General features: G+C 66.4%; 14 protein-coding genes. 5 read left to right on the top strand and 9 right to left on the bottom strand.

What is annotated here, in order from left to right:
- Nucleotides 1-9: 9 nt before the first annotated feature.
- Nucleotides 10-834 carry an outer membrane protein assembly factor BamD gene (locus tag AC1RRP_RS10775; protein WP_493035971.1) on the top strand — a complete coding sequence of 275 codons (825 nt, stop codon included), beginning with the start codon at nt 10-12 and terminating at the stop codon, nt 832-834.
- Here AC1RRP_RS10775 and yoaA read toward each other — a convergent pair.
- Nucleotides 803-2,812 (bottom strand): DNA repair helicase YoaA, encoded by a 2,010-nt coding sequence (yoaA, locus tag AC1RRP_RS10770; protein ID WP_493035968.1) that lies wholly within the window; start codon nt 2,810-2,812, stop codon nt 803-805. The two genes, AC1RRP_RS10775 and yoaA, sit on opposite strands and share 32 nt — an antisense overlap.
- A complete protein-coding gene (locus tag AC1RRP_RS10765) occupies nt 2,799-3,002 on the bottom strand; it encodes a YdcH family protein (protein ID WP_493035966.1) in 204 nt (67 codons plus the stop codon). The genes yoaA and AC1RRP_RS10765 overlap by 14 nt, the downstream gene beginning before the upstream one ends.
- A gap of 130 nt (nt 3,003-3,132) precedes the next feature.
- Between AC1RRP_RS10765 and AC1RRP_RS10760 the strand changes: the two genes are divergently transcribed.
- Entirely contained in the window at nt 3,133-3,900 is a 768-nt protein-coding gene (locus AC1RRP_RS10760) for a PP2C family protein-serine/threonine phosphatase (protein ID WP_493035964.1), read from the top strand.
- 23 nt (nt 3,901-3,923) lie between these two features.
- On the opposite strand, the gene AC1RRP_RS10755 is transcribed toward AC1RRP_RS10760, so the two are convergent.
- From AC1RRP_RS10755 to AC1RRP_RS10725, 7 genes are all read right to left on the bottom strand, one after another.
- A complete protein-coding gene (locus AC1RRP_RS10755) occupies nt 3,924-4,547 on the bottom strand; it encodes a hypothetical protein (protein WP_493035962.1) in 624 nt (207 codons plus the stop codon).
- Nucleotides 4,544-5,644 (bottom strand): cell division protein ZapE, encoded by a 1,101-nt coding sequence (gene zapE / locus AC1RRP_RS10750; RefSeq protein WP_493035960.1) that lies wholly within the window; start codon nt 5,642-5,644, stop codon nt 4,544-4,546. Before zapE ends, AC1RRP_RS10755 begins: the two co-directional genes overlap by 4 nt.
- Nucleotides 5,645-5,662: 18 nt before the next feature.
- Nucleotides 5,663-7,090 carry a dihydrolipoyl dehydrogenase gene (gene lpdA, locus AC1RRP_RS10745; protein WP_493035958.1) on the bottom strand — a complete coding sequence of 476 codons (1,428 nt, stop codon included), beginning with the start codon at nt 7,088-7,090 and terminating at the stop codon, nt 5,663-5,665.
- A 145-nt stretch (nt 7,091-7,235) separates the two neighbouring features.
- Complete coding sequence (gene odhB, locus AC1RRP_RS10740) at nt 7,236-8,483, bottom strand: 2-oxoglutarate dehydrogenase complex dihydrolipoyllysine-residue succinyltransferase (RefSeq protein WP_493035956.1); 1,248 nt, start codon at nt 8,481-8,483, stop codon at nt 7,236-7,238.
- An 80-nt stretch (nt 8,484-8,563) separates the two neighbouring features.
- Nucleotides 8,564-11,461 carry a 2-oxoglutarate dehydrogenase E1 component gene (locus tag AC1RRP_RS10735; protein WP_493035954.1) on the bottom strand — a complete coding sequence of 966 codons (2,898 nt, stop codon included), beginning with the start codon at nt 11,459-11,461 and terminating at the stop codon, nt 8,564-8,566.
- Nucleotides 11,462-11,637: 176 nt separating this feature from the next.
- The gene (locus tag AC1RRP_RS10730; RefSeq protein ID WP_493036073.1) at nt 11,638-13,602 is read right to left on the bottom strand and encodes a propionate--CoA ligase; all 1,965 of its coding nucleotides are present in this window, start codon (nt 13,600-13,602) and stop codon (nt 11,638-11,640) included.
- Nucleotides 13,603-13,655: 53 nt separating this feature from the next.
- On the bottom strand, nt 13,656-14,078 hold the full coding sequence (locus tag AC1RRP_RS10725; protein WP_493035952.1) for a DUF2784 domain-containing protein: 423 nt from the start codon (nt 14,076-14,078) through the stop codon (nt 13,656-13,658).
- Nucleotides 14,079-14,143: 65 nt separating this feature from the next.
- On the opposite strand from AC1RRP_RS10725, the gene AC1RRP_RS10720 reads away from it, so the two are divergent.
- The 3 genes from AC1RRP_RS10720 to AC1RRP_RS10710 all read left to right on the top strand — a co-directional run bounded on the left by AC1RRP_RS10720 (nt 14,144) and on the right by AC1RRP_RS10710 (nt 15,356).
- Nucleotides 14,144-14,689, top strand: a complete 546-nt coding sequence (locus AC1RRP_RS10720) for an NUDIX hydrolase (RefSeq protein WP_322276041.1) — start codon at nt 14,144-14,146, stop codon at nt 14,687-14,689.
- Between the two features lie 154 nt (nt 14,690-14,843).
- Complete coding sequence (locus tag AC1RRP_RS10715; protein WP_156404540.1) at nt 14,844-15,020, top strand: hypothetical protein; 177 nt, start codon at nt 14,844-14,846, stop codon at nt 15,018-15,020.
- A gap of 69 nt (nt 15,021-15,089) precedes the next feature.
- Nucleotides 15,090-15,356, top strand: coding sequence for a hypothetical protein (locus AC1RRP_RS10710; RefSeq protein ID WP_493035949.1), 267 nt, complete (start codon nt 15,090-15,092; stop codon nt 15,354-15,356).
- The last annotated feature ends 58 nt before the right edge of the window (nt 15,357-15,414 follow it).

Below are 15,414 nucleotides of genomic sequence, written 5' to 3'. Positions count from 1 at the left end.
ACGCCTCTGATGCCCAGCGCCAAATTATCGGTCGTCTCCGCCCTGCTCCTGGCCGCCGCGGCGTTGCTGGCCGGCTGCTCCACCAAACCGGTCGATCTGACCGCCAAGATGACACCGGAAGAAATCCTCGCGGAAGCGCGCGAGGAGGTCTACAACCTGCAGTACAGCAAGGCCATCGGACTGTTCGAAAAACTCGAAGGCCGCGCCGCCGGTACGCCGCTGGCGCAGCAGGCCCAGCTTGAAAAGGCCCACGCCCACTACAAGAACGAGGAGCCGGCCCAGGCCATCGCCACGCTGGACCGCTTCATCCGCCTGCACCCGGCCAGCCCGGCCCTGGACTACGCGCTGTACTTCAAGGGCGTGGTCAACTTCAACGAGAACCTGGGCGTCTTCTCCTCGCTGACACGCCAGGACCTGGCCGAGCGCGACCAGCAGGCCGCCAAGGAGTCCTTCGCCTCCTTCAAGGAACTGGTCACGCGTTTCCCCGACTCGCGCTACACGCCCGATGCGCGGGCGCGCATGACCCACATCGTCAACTCGCTGGCCAAGTACGAAGTGCACGTGGCACGTTATTACTTCAGCCGCGGCGCCCACCTGGCGGCCATCAACCGCGCCCAGCAGGCCATCGCCGACTACCGCGATGCGCCGGCGCTGGAAGAAGCCCTCTACATCCTGATGCAGTCCTACGACGCCCTGCAGATGCCCCAGCTGCGCGACGACGCGCGCCGCGTGCTGCAGACCAACTACCCCCAAAGCCGCTACATCGGGGGCAGCGGCGGCGAAGAAGCCCCCACCACCACGGTCAGACAGGGCCCGTGGTGGAAGCTGTGGTGAGCTCCAGCAAGCGCTGATCGAGCTCGGCCTCATTGGCCAGCCGCCGCATCGGCGGCAAGGCCGCCAGCAGGCGGCGACCATAACCCATGCTCGCCAGGCGCGTATCGCAGATCACCAGCACGCCCTGGTCCGACACCCGGCGGATCAGCCGCCCCGCCCCCTGTTTGAGCGCCACGGCCGCCTCGGGCACGTGGTAGTCGTTGAAGGGGCTGCGCCCGGCCGCTTCGAGCCGGCGGCTGCGCGCCTGCACCAGCGGGTCGCCCGGCGGCGGAAAAGGCAGCTTGTCGATCACCACCAGCTGCAGCGCTTCACCCGGAATGTCCACCCCCTCCCAGAACGAGGCCGACGCCACCAGCACGCAACCGGGCTGGCCCGGCAACACGCCCTCGCGGAAACGGTCGAGCAGTTCGCGCTTGGGCAATTGCCCCTGGCTCAGCACCTGGATGCCGCGGTCCGGCGGCAGCAGCTGCGGCAGGCCGGCGCTGATGCTGCGCAGCGCGCGCAAGGTCGTCGTCAGCACCAGGGTGCGACCGCCCAGCACCGGGGCCAGCCGCGCCACCAGGGCCGCCACCTCGTCGCTGTGCCGTGAATCGTTGGGCTTGGACAGCTGGCGCGGCACGTAGACGGCGGCCTGACGCGCGTAGTCGAAGGGGCTGTCCACGCGCAGCACGCGCGCGTCGCCCAGGCCGCAGGGTTCGGTGAACCAGCTCAGGCGCTCGTCGTCACCCAGCGTGGCCGAGGTGAAGATCCAGCTGCGTGAGGAGGCCTCGCCCTCCCGCGGCGCCAGCAGCCGTGTCTGCACCGCATCGGCGATGTCCAGTGGCGACTCCACCAGGCGCAGCTGTTGCGACACCTCCAGCCAGCGCACCGCCTCGGGCGCGCGTTCGGCCAGGAAGAAGTCCGCCAGCGCCGCCAGGGCGCGGGCACGCTCGGCCAGGCGCGCAAAGTCCGGCCCCAGCTCGTCCATGTGCTCCAGCGCGGCGCGTGCCTCGCCGCAGGCACGCTGCAGCGCGCCCAGGGCCAGCACCCAGCTGTCGGCAGCGATGTGTTCGGGGGCGGCGCCATCCCAGGCATGGCGGCTGCCGCCGGCCGGCGCCCGCCCGGCGCACAGGCGCAGGTCACGCGCGGCGCGCTCCACATCGGCGGTCAGCTGCTGCCAGTCGGCCAAGCCGCGCGCCTGCTGCAGCCCACAGGCCAGCAGGTCGCGGCAGAAGTCCAGCACCTGCGCGGTGGAGAGCTGGCGGCCCAGGAACTGCACGCCCGTCTCGTTGAGCGTGTGCGCCTCGTCGAAGATCACCGTGCTCACGCTGGGCAGCAGCTCGGCCATGCCCGATTCACGCACCGCGAGATCCGCGAAGAACAGATGGTGGTTGATGACCACCACGTCGGCCGCCAGCGCCTCGCGCCGCGCCAGGTTCACGTGGCACTCGCGGTAGCGCGGGCAGTTGCTGCCCAGGCAGTTGTCGCGGGTGGATGTGACCAAAGGTATCACCGGTGAGCGTTCGTCCAGCCCCGGCAGTTCGGACAGGTCGCCGCTGCGGGTCTGCTGGGCCCAGCGTTCCACGCGGGCCAGGGCAAAAGCGGCCTGCGGCGCCGCCATCGCACCCTCCTGCCGGGCCAGTTCCATGCGGTGCAGGCAGAGGTAACTCGCACGCCCCTTGAGCAGGGCCGCACGCAGCGGCAGGCCCAGCGCCTCGATCAGGCGCGGCAGGTCGCGGCCGTAGAGCTGGTCCTGCAGGGTCTTGGTGGCGGTGGACAGCAGCACGCGTTCGCCGCTGAGCAGGGCCGGCACCAGGTAGGCGTAGGTCTTGCCCACGCCGGTGCCGGCCTCGGCCACCAGCACGCTGCGCTGCTCGATGGCCTCGGCCACGGCCAGCGCCATGTCGGTCTGCCCGCTGCGGGGGTGGAATTCGTCCACGGTGCGCGCCAGCACGCCCTCGGGCGCGAAGGCTGCGCGCACGGCGTCATGCAGGTTCATCGGGCGTGAGTTCGTGTTCGAGCCGGGCGATCTCGTCGCGCAGGACCAGCCGGCGCTTCTTCAGCCGGCGCATCATCAGCTCGTCGAGCACGGCTTCGTGGCTCGTGCGGTCGATCAGGGCGTCGAGGTCGGCGTGCTCCATGCGCAGCTCGATCAGGCGGCGCTGCGGGGAATGCAGGTTGGAATCCAAAAATCAGGCCCGGTGGGAAAACAGCCAAAGCGGGAATACTTGTCAGCTATGCTTTCAGGAATGGTTTGATAATACGACTTTCATCCAGCCCTCACGGGCCGGATCCAGGGGACACAGCGGATACAAATCAATGAGCAAAGGCTACCGACTCACCGCAGCGACCGGCATCCACAAGGGCGATCGCGAATACCAGCAGGACCAGGTGGCGGTATTCACCCACCCGCGCCACATCGGCTGCATGCTGGCTGTGGTGGCGGACGGCATGGGCGGGCGCAGCGGCGGCCGCAAGGCCTCCGACCAAGTCATGCTCACCGCCCAGCAGCTCTTCGAGCGCTACGCCCCCGAGACCGACGACGCCTCCGCCATGCTGTCGCAGATGGTGCAGGAAGCGCACATCGTCATCAAGCTGACCGCCATTTCCGCCGAACAGGAGCCGCACAGCACCCTGGCCGCCTTCCTGATCAATCCGGGCGGGGACTGCCACTGGATTCACGCCGGCGACTCGCGCATCTACCACTTCCACGCCAACCAGATGGTGCGCCGTACCCTGGACCACTCCTATGTGCAGTCCCTGGTCAACCGCGGGGAGCTGACCGAAGAGGAAGCCGCCGTGCATCCGCAGTCCAACATCCTGATGGGCTGCCTGGGCACCGAGAGCGATCCGCCCCAGGAAACCCATTTCATCCCGCAGCTGCGCCCGGGCGACACGCTCATGGCCTGCAGCGACGGCGTCTGGCACTACTTCAACAACGACGAACTGGGTTCGGTGCTCTCCAGCCTCTCGGCGCGCGAAGCCTCCGAGTTCCTGATCGAGAAGGCGCGTTCACGTGCCAACGGCGGCGGCGACAACCTGTCGCTGGTGATCGTCAAGCTCGAACCGCTGAACGACAAACGCTGAGCCTCAGCGCCTGTCAGGGGCTCTCAGGGAGGCACCGGCAAGGGCCGGCTGGTGCTCGGCGCCTTCCCGGACTGGGCGCGCTCGCGCTCCTTGCGGCGTTCCTCGGCCTGGCGCTGTCTTTCCTCGTAGGCCCGCTGCATGGCGGCACGCTGGGCCGCCTCGGTGGCGGCACTGGCAGCAGCAGCGGGCCGGGTCGGCGCCGAGGCGGCCGCAGCCGGCCCTGGCGCGCTCTGCGTCGCCTGCTTCTGGCGTGCACGCTGCTGGCGCTCCTGGTCGGCCTTCTGGGCTGCTTCGCGCTGTTCCTGTGCGAGCGCGCTGTCGCGTTCGGCGGCCTGCGCCTCGGTGCGGCGGATCTTCTCGGCCGCAGCGGCGGCACGGCGCTCATCACCCAGGATGATTTCCTGGCGACGCAACTCCTCCATCGTGACACGACGGCGCTTGCGCATCTGGCTCAGGCAATCGTTCACGGCAAAACGCTGGTAACAGTCGGCCTCTTCCTGGCCATAACGCTCCAGCGCCTGGCGGCGTTCGGTCGCGATGCGGGCGGCCTCGCGCTCCGCGGCCTGCGGGTCATAGGAAGTCGACTGCTGTGCCAGGGCCAGCACCAGGGTGCCCAGGCCGGCCAGCAGGGTCAGGAAACGTTTCATGTGAGGCTGGTATCGACCACACGACGTTCCGATTCGAGGAACTCGCGTGACTGCATTTCGTTCAGTCGTGACACTGTACGCGGAAATTCGTGCACCAGGGGCCCCTCGGTGTAGAGCTGCTCCGGCGGCACGGCAGCCGACAGGATGAGCTTGACCCGGCGGTCGTACAGCACGTCCACCAGCCAGGTGAAACGCCGTGCCTCGGAGGCCATGCGCACCGGCATGTGCGGCACGTCGCTCAGGAACACGGTATGAAACTGGGTGGCGATTTCCAGGTAGTCGTTCTGCGAACGCGGCCCCCCGCAGAGGGTCCTGAAGTCGAACCACACCACACCACCGGCCTTGCGCCGGGCCTGGATCTGACGCGCCTCGATGTGCAGCACCGGGTCCTCGTCGTGCGCTTCGGCCAGGCGGTCGAAGGCCTGCGACATGGCGGCATCGGCCTGCGGGCCCAGCGGCGTGTGATAAAGCTGCACCTGTTCCATGGTGCGGCGGCGATAGTCGGTGCCGTTGTCGACGTTGACCAGCTCCATGGTCTGGTTCAGCAAGGCGATGGCCGGCAGGATGCGATCGCGGTGCAGACCGTTGGGATACAGGTCGTCGGGCTTGAAGTTGGACGTCGCCACCAGGCCCACGCCGTTCCTGAACAGGGCCGCCAGCAGGCGATGCAGGATCATGGCGTCGGTGATGTCGGCGACATGAAACTCGTCGAAGCAGATCAGCTTGAACTTGTCGGCCATGCGCTCGGCCAGCGCATCCAGCGGGTTGACGGTGCCCTGCAACTCGGCCAGCTCGCGGTGCACCTCGCGCATGAATTCATGGAAGTGCAGGCGCGTCTTGCGCTTGAGCGGCACGGCATTGAAGAAGCAGTCCATCAGGAAGCTCTTGCCCCGCCCCACCCCGCCGTGCATGTAAACGCCCCGGGGAATATCGGGATGGTTGATGAGCTTCTTCAGCGCGTTGGAGCGTTTTTCCTTGTAGTGGGACCACTCGGTGGCGCAGCGCTCCAGCGCCTCGACCGCACGCAGCTGCGCGGGGTCACTCGCGTAACCCCGCGTCTTGAGCTCGGCTTCGTAGGCTTCGCGGACGGACGCCAAAACCCGGACCCTGCGAACTTAGAAGTTCAGCGTGCGCTTGTCCACGGCCAGCGCGGCTTCCTTGGTCGCCTCGCTGAGCGACGGGTGCGCGTGGCAGATGCGGGCGATGTCCTCGGCGCTGGCCTTGAACTCCATGGCCACCACGGCCTCGGAAATCAGCTCGCTCACCTGCGGTCCCACCATGTGCACGCCCAGGATCTCGTCGGTCTTGGCGTCGGCCAGGAACTTCACCATGCCGGTCGTGTCGCCCAGTGCACGCGCGCGGCCGTTGGCCAGGAAGGGGAAGGTGCCGGCCTTGTAGGCCACGCCGTCCGCCTTGAGCTGCTGCTCGGTGCGGCCCACCCAGGCGATCTCGGGGCTGGTGTAGATGACCCAGGGAATGGTGTTGAAGTTCACGTGCCCGTGCTGGCCGGCCATGCGCTCGGCCACGGCCACGCCCTCTTCTTCCGCCTTGTGCGCCAGCATGGGGCCGCGCACCACGTCACCCACGGCCCACACGCCCGGCAGGCTGGTCTTGCAGTCGCCGTCGACCACGATGGCGCCGCGCTCGTCCAGCTTCAGGCCCACGGCCTCGGCATTCAGGCCGATGGTGTTGGGCACACGGCCGATGGAGACGATGAGCTTGTCCACCTCCAGCGTCTGGGCTTCACCCTTGGCGTTGGTGTAGGCGATGCTCACGCCCTTCTTGCCGTTCTTGATCTCGCCGACCTTCACGCCCAGCTCGATCTTCAGGCCCTGCTTGTCGAAGGCCTTCTTGGCTTCCTTGGCGATCTGATCGTCCACTGCGCCCAGGAAGGTCGGCAGACCTTCGAGGATGGTGACCTCGGCGCCCAGTCGGCGCCAGACCGAACCCATCTCCAGGCCGATCACGCCCGAGCCGATCAGGCCCAGCTTCTTCGGGGTGGCGCCCAGGCGCAGCGCACCGTCGTTGGACAGCACATTGACCTCGTCAAACGGCGTGCCCGGCAGCGCACGGGCGTTGGAGCCGGTCGCCACGATGACCTGCCTGGCCACCAGGCTTTCCTCGGCCGCACCTGCCACCTTGATCTCGTAGCCGCCGTCGACCGCTTTCACGAAAGAGCCGCGGCCGTGGAAGAAGGTGACCTTGTTCTTCTTGAACAGGTAGAGGATGCCGTCGTTGTTCTGCTTCACCACGGCGTCCTTGCGGCCGATCATCCTGGCCACGTCCATCTTGACGTCGCTGGCCGTGATGCCGTGCTCGGCAAAGTGCTTGTTGGCGTGCTCGAAGTGCTCGGACGACTGCAGCAGCGCCTTGGACGGGATGCAGCCCACGTTGGTGCAGGTGCCGCCCGGGGCCGGGCCGCCCTTCTCGTTCTTCCACTCGTCGATGCAGGCCACGTTCATGCCCAGCTGGGCGGCGCGGATGGCGGCAATGTAGCCGCCGGGGCCGCCACCGATGACGACCACGTCGAATTTTTTGCTCATAGTACTTTCCTTGAAATTCGTCCCATCGCTGCGGCTCCAGCTTGTTTGGCCAGGGCTCCCGCGGAACTGGCTGTGCCAGGCCGCTGGGAGCGCCCCCTTGAGGGGGGATGCGAGCTACACGCAGTGAGCGAGAGTCGGGGGTGGATCAGATATCAAACAACAGACGCGCCGGATCTTCCAGCGCCTCTTTCATCGCCACCAGGCCCAGCACGGCTTCGCGGCCGTCGATGATGCGGTGGTCGTAGCTCATGGCCAGGTAGTTGATCGGACGGATCACGATCTGCCCGTTCTCCACCACGGCGCGGTCCTTGGTGGCGTGCACGCCCAGGATGGCCGACTGCGGCGGGTTGATGATGGGGGTGGACAGCATGGAGCCGAACACACCGCCGTTGGAGATGGAGAAGGTGCCACCGGTCATCTCCTCGATGCCCAGCTTGCCGTCACGCGCCTTGGCGCCGTACTCGGCAATCTTCTTCTCGATGTCGGCAAAGCTCATCTGGTCGGCGTTGCGCAGGATGGGCACCACCAGGCCGCGCGGCGAACCGACGGCGATGCCGATGTCGAAGTAGCCGTGGTAGACGATGTCGTTGCCGTCCACCGAGGCGTTGAGCACCGGGTACTTCTTAAGAGCATGCACGGCGGCCTTCACGAAGAAGGACATGAAGCCGATCTTGACGCCGTGTTCCTTCTCGAACTTCTCCTGGAAACGCTTGCGCATCTCCATCACCGGGGCCATGTTGACCTCGTTGAAGGTGGTCAGGATGGCGTTGGTGGACTGCGACTGCAGCAGGCGCTCGGCCACGCGCGCGCGCAGGCGCGTCATGGGCACGCGCTGCTCGGGGCGCTCGCCCAGGTTCTGCGGACGGGGCGCGGCCACCTGCGGCAGGGCCGAGGTCGGGGCACCGGTGGGAATGGCAGCGGGCTTGGCACCGCCACCGGCCACGGCGGCCAGCACGTCACCCTTGGTCACGCGGCCGTCCTTGCCCGTGCCGGGCACGGAGCCGGCAGCCAGGCTGTTGTCGGCCATCAGCTTGGCGGCAGCGGGCATGGCCACGCCGGCCTTGGAGGCGGAGACCGTGGCCGTGGCCACGGCAGGTGCTGCGGCCGCAGCGGCTGCGGGCGCGGCAGCAGGCGCCGCGGCACCGGCCTTGCCTTCGGTGTCGATGCGGGCGATGACCTGGCCGGCCACCACGGTGCCACCGTCAGCCACCACGATCTCGGCCAGCACGCCGGCCGACGGGGCCGGCACTTCCAGCACGACCTTGTCGGTCTCGATATCGATCAGGATTTCGTCGGCAGCGACAGCCTCGCCGGCCTTTTTCTTCCATTGCAGCATGGTGGCTTCTGCCACCGATTCGGACAGCTGCGGGACCTTGACTTCTACGATAGCCATTTGATTCTTTCCGTATCTTTTTGAGTGTTGCGGGGCGCGCCTTCAGCGGCGCCCCGCATTTCTTGAAAAACCGTTCCGCCTTATTTGGTCAGCACGAAGCCCTTGAGCTTGGCGAAGGCCGCTTCGACCAGCGCCTTCTGCTGCTCCTGGTGCAGGTGGGCATAACCCACCGCCGGCGAGGCCGAGGCCGCGCGGCCGGCGTAACCCAGCTTCTGGCCATCGAGCATGTTTTCGTGGATGTAGTGCTGCACGAAGAACCAGGCGCCCTGGTTCTGCGGCTCGTCCTGGCACCAGACGATGTCGGTGGCGTTCGGGTACTTCTTGAGCTCGGTAGCGAAGACCTTGTGCGGGAAGGGATAGAGCTGCTCGACGCGCAGGATGGCCACGTCGTCCAGGCCCTTCTCCTCGCGCTTCTTGACCAGGTCGTAATAGACCTTGCCGGAGCAGGCGATCACGCGCTTGACGTTCTTCTCGTCCTTGATGGCCTTCTGCTCGGGGATGATGGTCTGGAAGCCGCCCTTGGTGAACTCGGACAGCGGCGAAGTCGCGTCCTTGTTGCGCAGCAGGGACTTGGGCGTCATGATGATCAGCGGCTTGCGCAGATTGCGAATCATCTGGCGGCGCAGCACGTGGAAGATCTGGCTGGCCGTGGTCGGCTGCACGATCTGCATGTTCGTGTCGGCGGCCAGCTGCATGAAACGCTCCAGGCGGGCCGAGCTGTGCTCGGGGCCCTGGCCTTCGTAGCCGTGCGGCAGCATCAGCGTGATGCCGTTCACGCGGCCCCACTTCACCTCACCGGAAGCGATGAACTGGTCGATGACCACCTGGGCGCCGTTGGCGAAGTCGCCGAACTGGGCTTCCCAGACCACCAGGGTGTTGGGGTCGTTGGAGGCGTAACCGTACTCGAAGCCCAGCACCGCCTCTTCGGACAGGATGGAGTCGATCACGACGAAGGGTGCCTGGCCTTCGCTCACGTTCTCCAGCGGCACATAGGTGCCCACGTCCCACTTCTCGCGGTTCTGGTCATGGATGACCGAGTGGCGGTGGGTGAAGGTACCGCGGCCGCAGTCCTCACCCGACAGGCGCACCGGGTAGCCGCTGGCCACCAGCGAGGCGAAAGCCATGTGCTCGCCCATGCCCCAGTCCACCGGGATCTCGCCGCGGCCCATGGCGGCGCGGTCGTCATAGACCTTCTTCACCAGCTGGTGCGGCGTGACCGTCGCGGGAATGGTCGTGATCTTGTCGGCCAGACGCTTCCACTCCGTCAGCGGAATGGCGGTCTCGGCCGCGTCCGTCCACTTCTTGCTCAGGTAGGGCGACCAGTCCACCGCGAACTTGCTCTTGAAGTTCGTCAGCACCGGGTCCACCGTGTGGCGGCCGGCGTCCATGGCGGCGCGGTAGGCCTTGACCATTTCATCGGGGCCCTCGCCCGTCAGCACGCCCTGGGTGACCAGCTTGTCGCCGTAGAGCTTGCGCGTGCCGGGGTGGGCCGCGATCTTCTTGTACATCAGCGGCTGGGTCAGGCTCGGGGTGTCCTGCTCGTTGTGGCCCAGCTTGCGGAAGCAGGTGATGTCCACCACCACGTCCTGGCGGAACTCCATGCGGAACTCCAGCGCCAGCTGCGTGGCCAGCACCACGGCCTCCGGGTCGTCGCCGTTGACGTGCAGCACCGGCGCCTCGACCATCTTGACGATGTCGGTGCAATACACGGTGGAGCGCATGTCGCGCGGGTCGGAGGTGGTGAAACCGATCTGGTTGTTGATGATGATGTGCACCGTGCCGCCCGTGGAGTAACCACGGGTCTGGGCCAGCGCCAGGGTTTCCTGGTTCACGCCCTGGCCGCCGAAGGCGGCGTCGCCGTGCACCAGCACCGGCAGCACCTGCTTGCCGTGCGGGTCGCCGCGGCGATCCATGCGGGCACGCACCGAGCCTTCGACCACCGGGTTCACGATTTCCAGGTGCGAGGGGTTGAACGCCAGGCTCAGGTGCACCGGGCCACCCGCAGTGGACACGTCGGAGCTGAAACCCTGGTGGTATTTCACGTCACCGGCCGGCAGGTCTTCCGGCGCGGTGTGGTCGAACTCGGCGAACAGGTCTGCGGGCATCTTGCCCAGGGAGTTCACCAGCACGTTCAGTCGGCCGCGGTGGGCCATGCCGATCACGATCTCCTGCACGCCCTTGGCGCCGGCGAGCTGGATCAGCTCGTCCATGGCGGCAATGAAGCTCTCGCCGCCTTCGAGCGAGAAACGCTTCTGACCGACGTATTTGGTGTGCAGGAAACGCTCCAGACCCTCGGCCGCGGTGAGGCGGTCCAGGATCTGCTTCTTCTTTTCAGCGCCGTAGTTCGGCTTGCTGCGGATGCTCTCCAGCTTCTGCTGCCACCAGCGCTTCTGCGCCTGGTCGGTGGTGTGCATGAACTCGGCGCCCAGGGTGCCGCAGTAGGTCTCGCGCAGCGCATTGAGCAGCTCGCGCAGGGACATGCTGTCCTTGCCGAAGAAGGTGTTGCTGATGTTGAACACCGTTTCCTGGTCGGCGTCGCTGAAGCCGTAGAAGGAAGGCTCCAGCTCGGGGATCGCGGGGCGCTCGGTGCGCTTGAGGGGGTCCAGGTCGGCCCAGCGCTGGCCCACGTTGCGGTAGGCGGCAATCAGCTGCTGGGTGGCCACGCGCTTGCGACCCATCTCGGAGTCGGCGCCGGTGGCCATGACCACCTGGGTCACGCCCTGCTTGGCGCGCTCGGCAAACGCGTTGACGACCGGCAGGTGGGGAATGTCCTTGGCGTTCGTACCGTCGACGGCAGGCACGTGCTGCAGGGCGTCGAAGTAATCGCGCCAGTTGTCGGGGACGCTGCCGGGGTTGGCGAGGTAGTTCTCGTACATCTCTTCGACGTACGGAGCATTGCCCCCGAACAGATAGGTGTTGTCGCTGTACGTCTGATAGACGGACGCGGGCTTGGAACCCTGAGATTGGGATTCGCTCATATTGCGCTGACCTCCGTTTCCCTGAAGGAAACTTTGACTGGTTGGAAAAACCTTCCGCGGCACGGCTGGACCGGTTGGCGGATGCGACTGTGGCAGGAAGGAGCCTTAGTACAGGGGCGATTGTGCCACCGAATGACCGGTGGCGTCATGCAACTTATGAATACAAGCGCTATTTCTTATGCTTTGGCCGCGCCGGCCACCAGCTCGCGCACCTGCTGCAGCGCAGCCGGGTCGTCCATGGTGGTCAGGTCGCCCGGGTCGCGGCCCTCGGCCACGGCCTGCAGCGCGCGGCGCAGCAGCTTGCCGCTGCGCGTCTTGGGCAGCAGGTTGACGAAGAACACGCGCGAAGGCCGCGCCACGGCGCCCAGCTGGCTGTCCACCAGCTTCATCACCTCGCCCTCCAGCTTCAGGCGCGCCGCGTCGCTGGTCAGCCCGCTGGCGTCCTTGGCCACGGCAAAGGCCATGGCCACCTGGCCCTTGAGCTGGTCGGCCACGCCCACCACGGCCACCTCGGCCACATTCGGGTGCCCGGAGATGCATTCCTCGATCTCGCGCGTGCCCAGGCGATGGCCGGCCACGTTGATCACGTCGTCGGTGCGGCCCAGAATGAAGAAATAACCGTCCTTGTCGCGGATGCCCCAGTCGAAGGTGCTGTAGACCAGCTTGCCCGGGATGCTCTTCCAGTAGGTGTTCACAAAACGCGCGTCGTCGCGCCATACCGTCTGCATGCAGCCCGGCGGCAGCGGGCCTTCGATGGCCACCACGCCCTTCTGGTCGGGCCCGGTGAGTTCCTCGCCCGTGGCCTCGCTGATGAGCTTCACGTCAAAGCCATACATGGGCACGCCCGGGCTGCCGAACTTGCTGGGTGCCTTCTCCACGCCGTTGGCTATGGTCAGGATGGGCCAGCCGGTCTCGGTCTGCCAGTAGTTGTCGATGATGGGCACGCCCAGGCCCTCGCTGATCCACTGCGCCGTGGGCTCGTCCAGCGGCTCGCCTGCCAGGTACAGCGCTTTCAGGCTGGAGAGGTCGTATTTCTTGAGGAAGGCCGGGTCCTGTTTCTTGAGCACGCGTACCGCCGTCGGCGCCGAGAACATGCGCGTGACCTTGTACTTCTCCACCAGCTGCCACCAGATGCCGGCGTCCGGCCGGATGGGCAGGCCTTCGTACATGATGGTCGCCATGCCGGCGATCAGCGGGCCGTAGATGATGTAGCTGTGCCCCACCACCCAGCCGATGTCGCTGGTGGAGAAATAGGTCTCGCCCGGTTTGCCTTCGAAGATGTACTTCATGCTGGCCGCCAGCGCCACGGCGTAGCCGCCGGTGTCGCGCTGCACACCCTTGGGCTTCCCGGTGGTGCCCGAGGTGTAGAGCGTGTAGCTGATGTGGGTGGCATCCACCCACTCGCAGGGCACCTTGGCATTCAGGTGTTTTTCGCGCAGCGGACCCCACAGATGGTCGCGCCCGGCCGTCAGCTCCATGGGCGACAGCCCGCGGTCCGCCAGCAGCACAGCCGAGGGTTTGTGGTGGGACAGGCGGATGGCCTCGTCCAGCAGCGGCTTGTAGGCCACCACCTTGCCGCCGCGCGAGCCCGCGTCCGCACTGACCACCACCTTGGGCTCGGCGTCCTCGATGCGCGAGGCCAGCGAACCCGAGGCAAAACCGCCGAACACCACCGAATGAATCGCCCCGATACGCGCGCAGGCCAGCATGGCAAACGCCGCCTCGGCGATCATGGGCATGTAGATCAGCACACGGTCGCCCTTTTGCACACCCAGCTCCAGCAGGCTGGCTGCCATGCGCTGTACCTCGGCGTGCAGCTCGCGGAAGCTGTAGGTTTTTTCCTGGTCGGTTTCGGTGCTGACGTAGATCAGCGCGGCCTGGTCGGCGCGGTCCTTCAGGTGCCGGTCCACCGCGTTGTGGCAGAGGTTGGTGCTGCCGCCCACGTACCAGCGCGCAAAGGGTGGCTTGCTGTAGTCGCAGATCTGCTTCGGGGCCTGCTGCCAGTCGATCAATTGGGCCTGCTCGGCCCAGAAGGCCTCACGGTCGGTGATGGAACGGCGGTGAAACTCGGCGTAGCGACTCATCCAGGCTCTCCTCGGTTTATCTGTCTTGGAACTGAATTCATAATTATGAGCATCGATCTTGCAGCAAACTGACGCTCGGCGGCCATCCCGGGGCCGCAAAATGACCTAAATCAAGGCTTGCGCCTGGCCGGCCGGCGCCAGGACCGCGGCGGCCAGCGCCGCCACAGCCATAGCACACCCAGACCGAACAGGGTGTAGGCCAGCCCGAAGACCCAGGGCGGCGCGTCGTAATACAGCAGGCGCTGCACCCAGTGTTCGATGAAACTCCTCTCGTACCCCGCGTTGCGGGCCTGCCGGCGCAGCCAGACTTCCAACAACGTCAGCGGACAGGCCGCCCCCAGCCAGGTCTGCAGCACCACGAAACCGATGGCCCCCAGATGCGCCCAGCGCAAGAGCGGCGCGCGCACCCAGGCCCAGCCCGCGGGTCCGCCCAGCAGCACCACCAGCGCCCCGCCCAGCACAAAGGCCACCACCGCGAAATGCAGGGTAAGCACCGCATCGGCCAGCAGTTGCCAGAGCTGCAGGGTGTCCATGATGGTCGCATGTTAAGCGTGGGCAGCGGCGCGGCCGACTGTCGGTTTCCCCTACACTCGCTTTCATGCTGCACAGCCCCATCAAACACTGCAAGAACTGCGGCGTGGCCGTGGTCTACCGCATCCCCGACGACGGCGACACGCGCGAGCGCGCCATCTGTCCCGCCTGCAGCACCGTCCACTACGAAAACCCGCTCAATGTGGTGGGCACCGTGCCCCACTGGGGCGACAAGGTGCTGTTGTGCAAGCGCAATATCGAGCCGCGCAAGGGCAAATGGACGCTGCCGGCCGGCTTCCTGGAGCTGGGCGAAAGCACGGCCCAGGGCGCGGCCCGCGAGACGGACGAGGAAGCCGGCGCCCAGATCGAGATGGAAGGCCTGTTCACCATCATCAGCGTGGCGCGTGTGGGCCAGGTGCACCTCTTCTACCGCGCCAAACTGCTGAGCGACCAGTTCGCCCCCGGCACCGAGACCATGGAAGCCCAGCTCTACGCCGAGCACGAAATCCCCTGGGACGAGATCGCCTTTCGCACCGTCAAGGAAACGCTGGAGCGCTACTTTGCCGACCGCAAGGCCGGCCACTACCAGGTGCACGACGTCGACCTGGTCTAGCCGCCCCGCCCCGCCCTGGCCGGCGGCGACATATACCCTTACATCTCCCCGCTATTCCGGCTTTCAGAAGCCCGGGATTGGGGGTACATTCGCTTGCAGCATGCGCAAAGTGTGAACTTCGTCACACAGCACACGACCACACGACGGCAGAGACATGAAACGGCAAGAGCATTTTTGGAACGTCGACCTACGGGAAGTCTTCAGGGAATGGCTCTCCCAGTTGTGGACTTTTTTCCTGACCTTGCTGACTTTCATCGGCATCGGCCTGCCCGTTCTCATCTCGATCTTCGTCCTGTGGTATCTTGCAGGCTTCCCCCGTATCTCCTGGTAAGTCCCGAGGCGGTGGCCCCCTGACACTTGCACGGCGGCCCGCCCGTTTCCCGTGCAAGAGCCACCCCAAGTGAAAAACGAATCCGACTACCTGCATGCCACGCAGGACCAGCCAGCCGGCCGCCCTGTGGCGCCGGCCGTCGCCGAACCCATCGTCGTCCATCTGCCCCTGTACCGCCCTGGTTCGCACGTGGGCTATCAGGGCCGCGACTACACCGTGGGCCATGTCGTCATCAGCCGCAGCGTGCTGCAGGTCTACCTGCAGGAGCTGGGCAGCTCGGTGAACGCCGAGAAACTTCAAGTCTCCCCCACGCGCCTGGTGCTGCAGCGCAGCTGACAGCGCATGACCCGGCACGCCCAGGCCTTGGGCGGCCTGCCGGTTGAAATATGCGTCT

It is taken from the genome of Hylemonella sp. GW821-FHT12C09 (assembly GCF_058807395.1).
The sequence above is the reverse complement of the archived record's forward strand: the minus strand, read 5'-3'. Positions and strand labels throughout refer to the sequence as shown.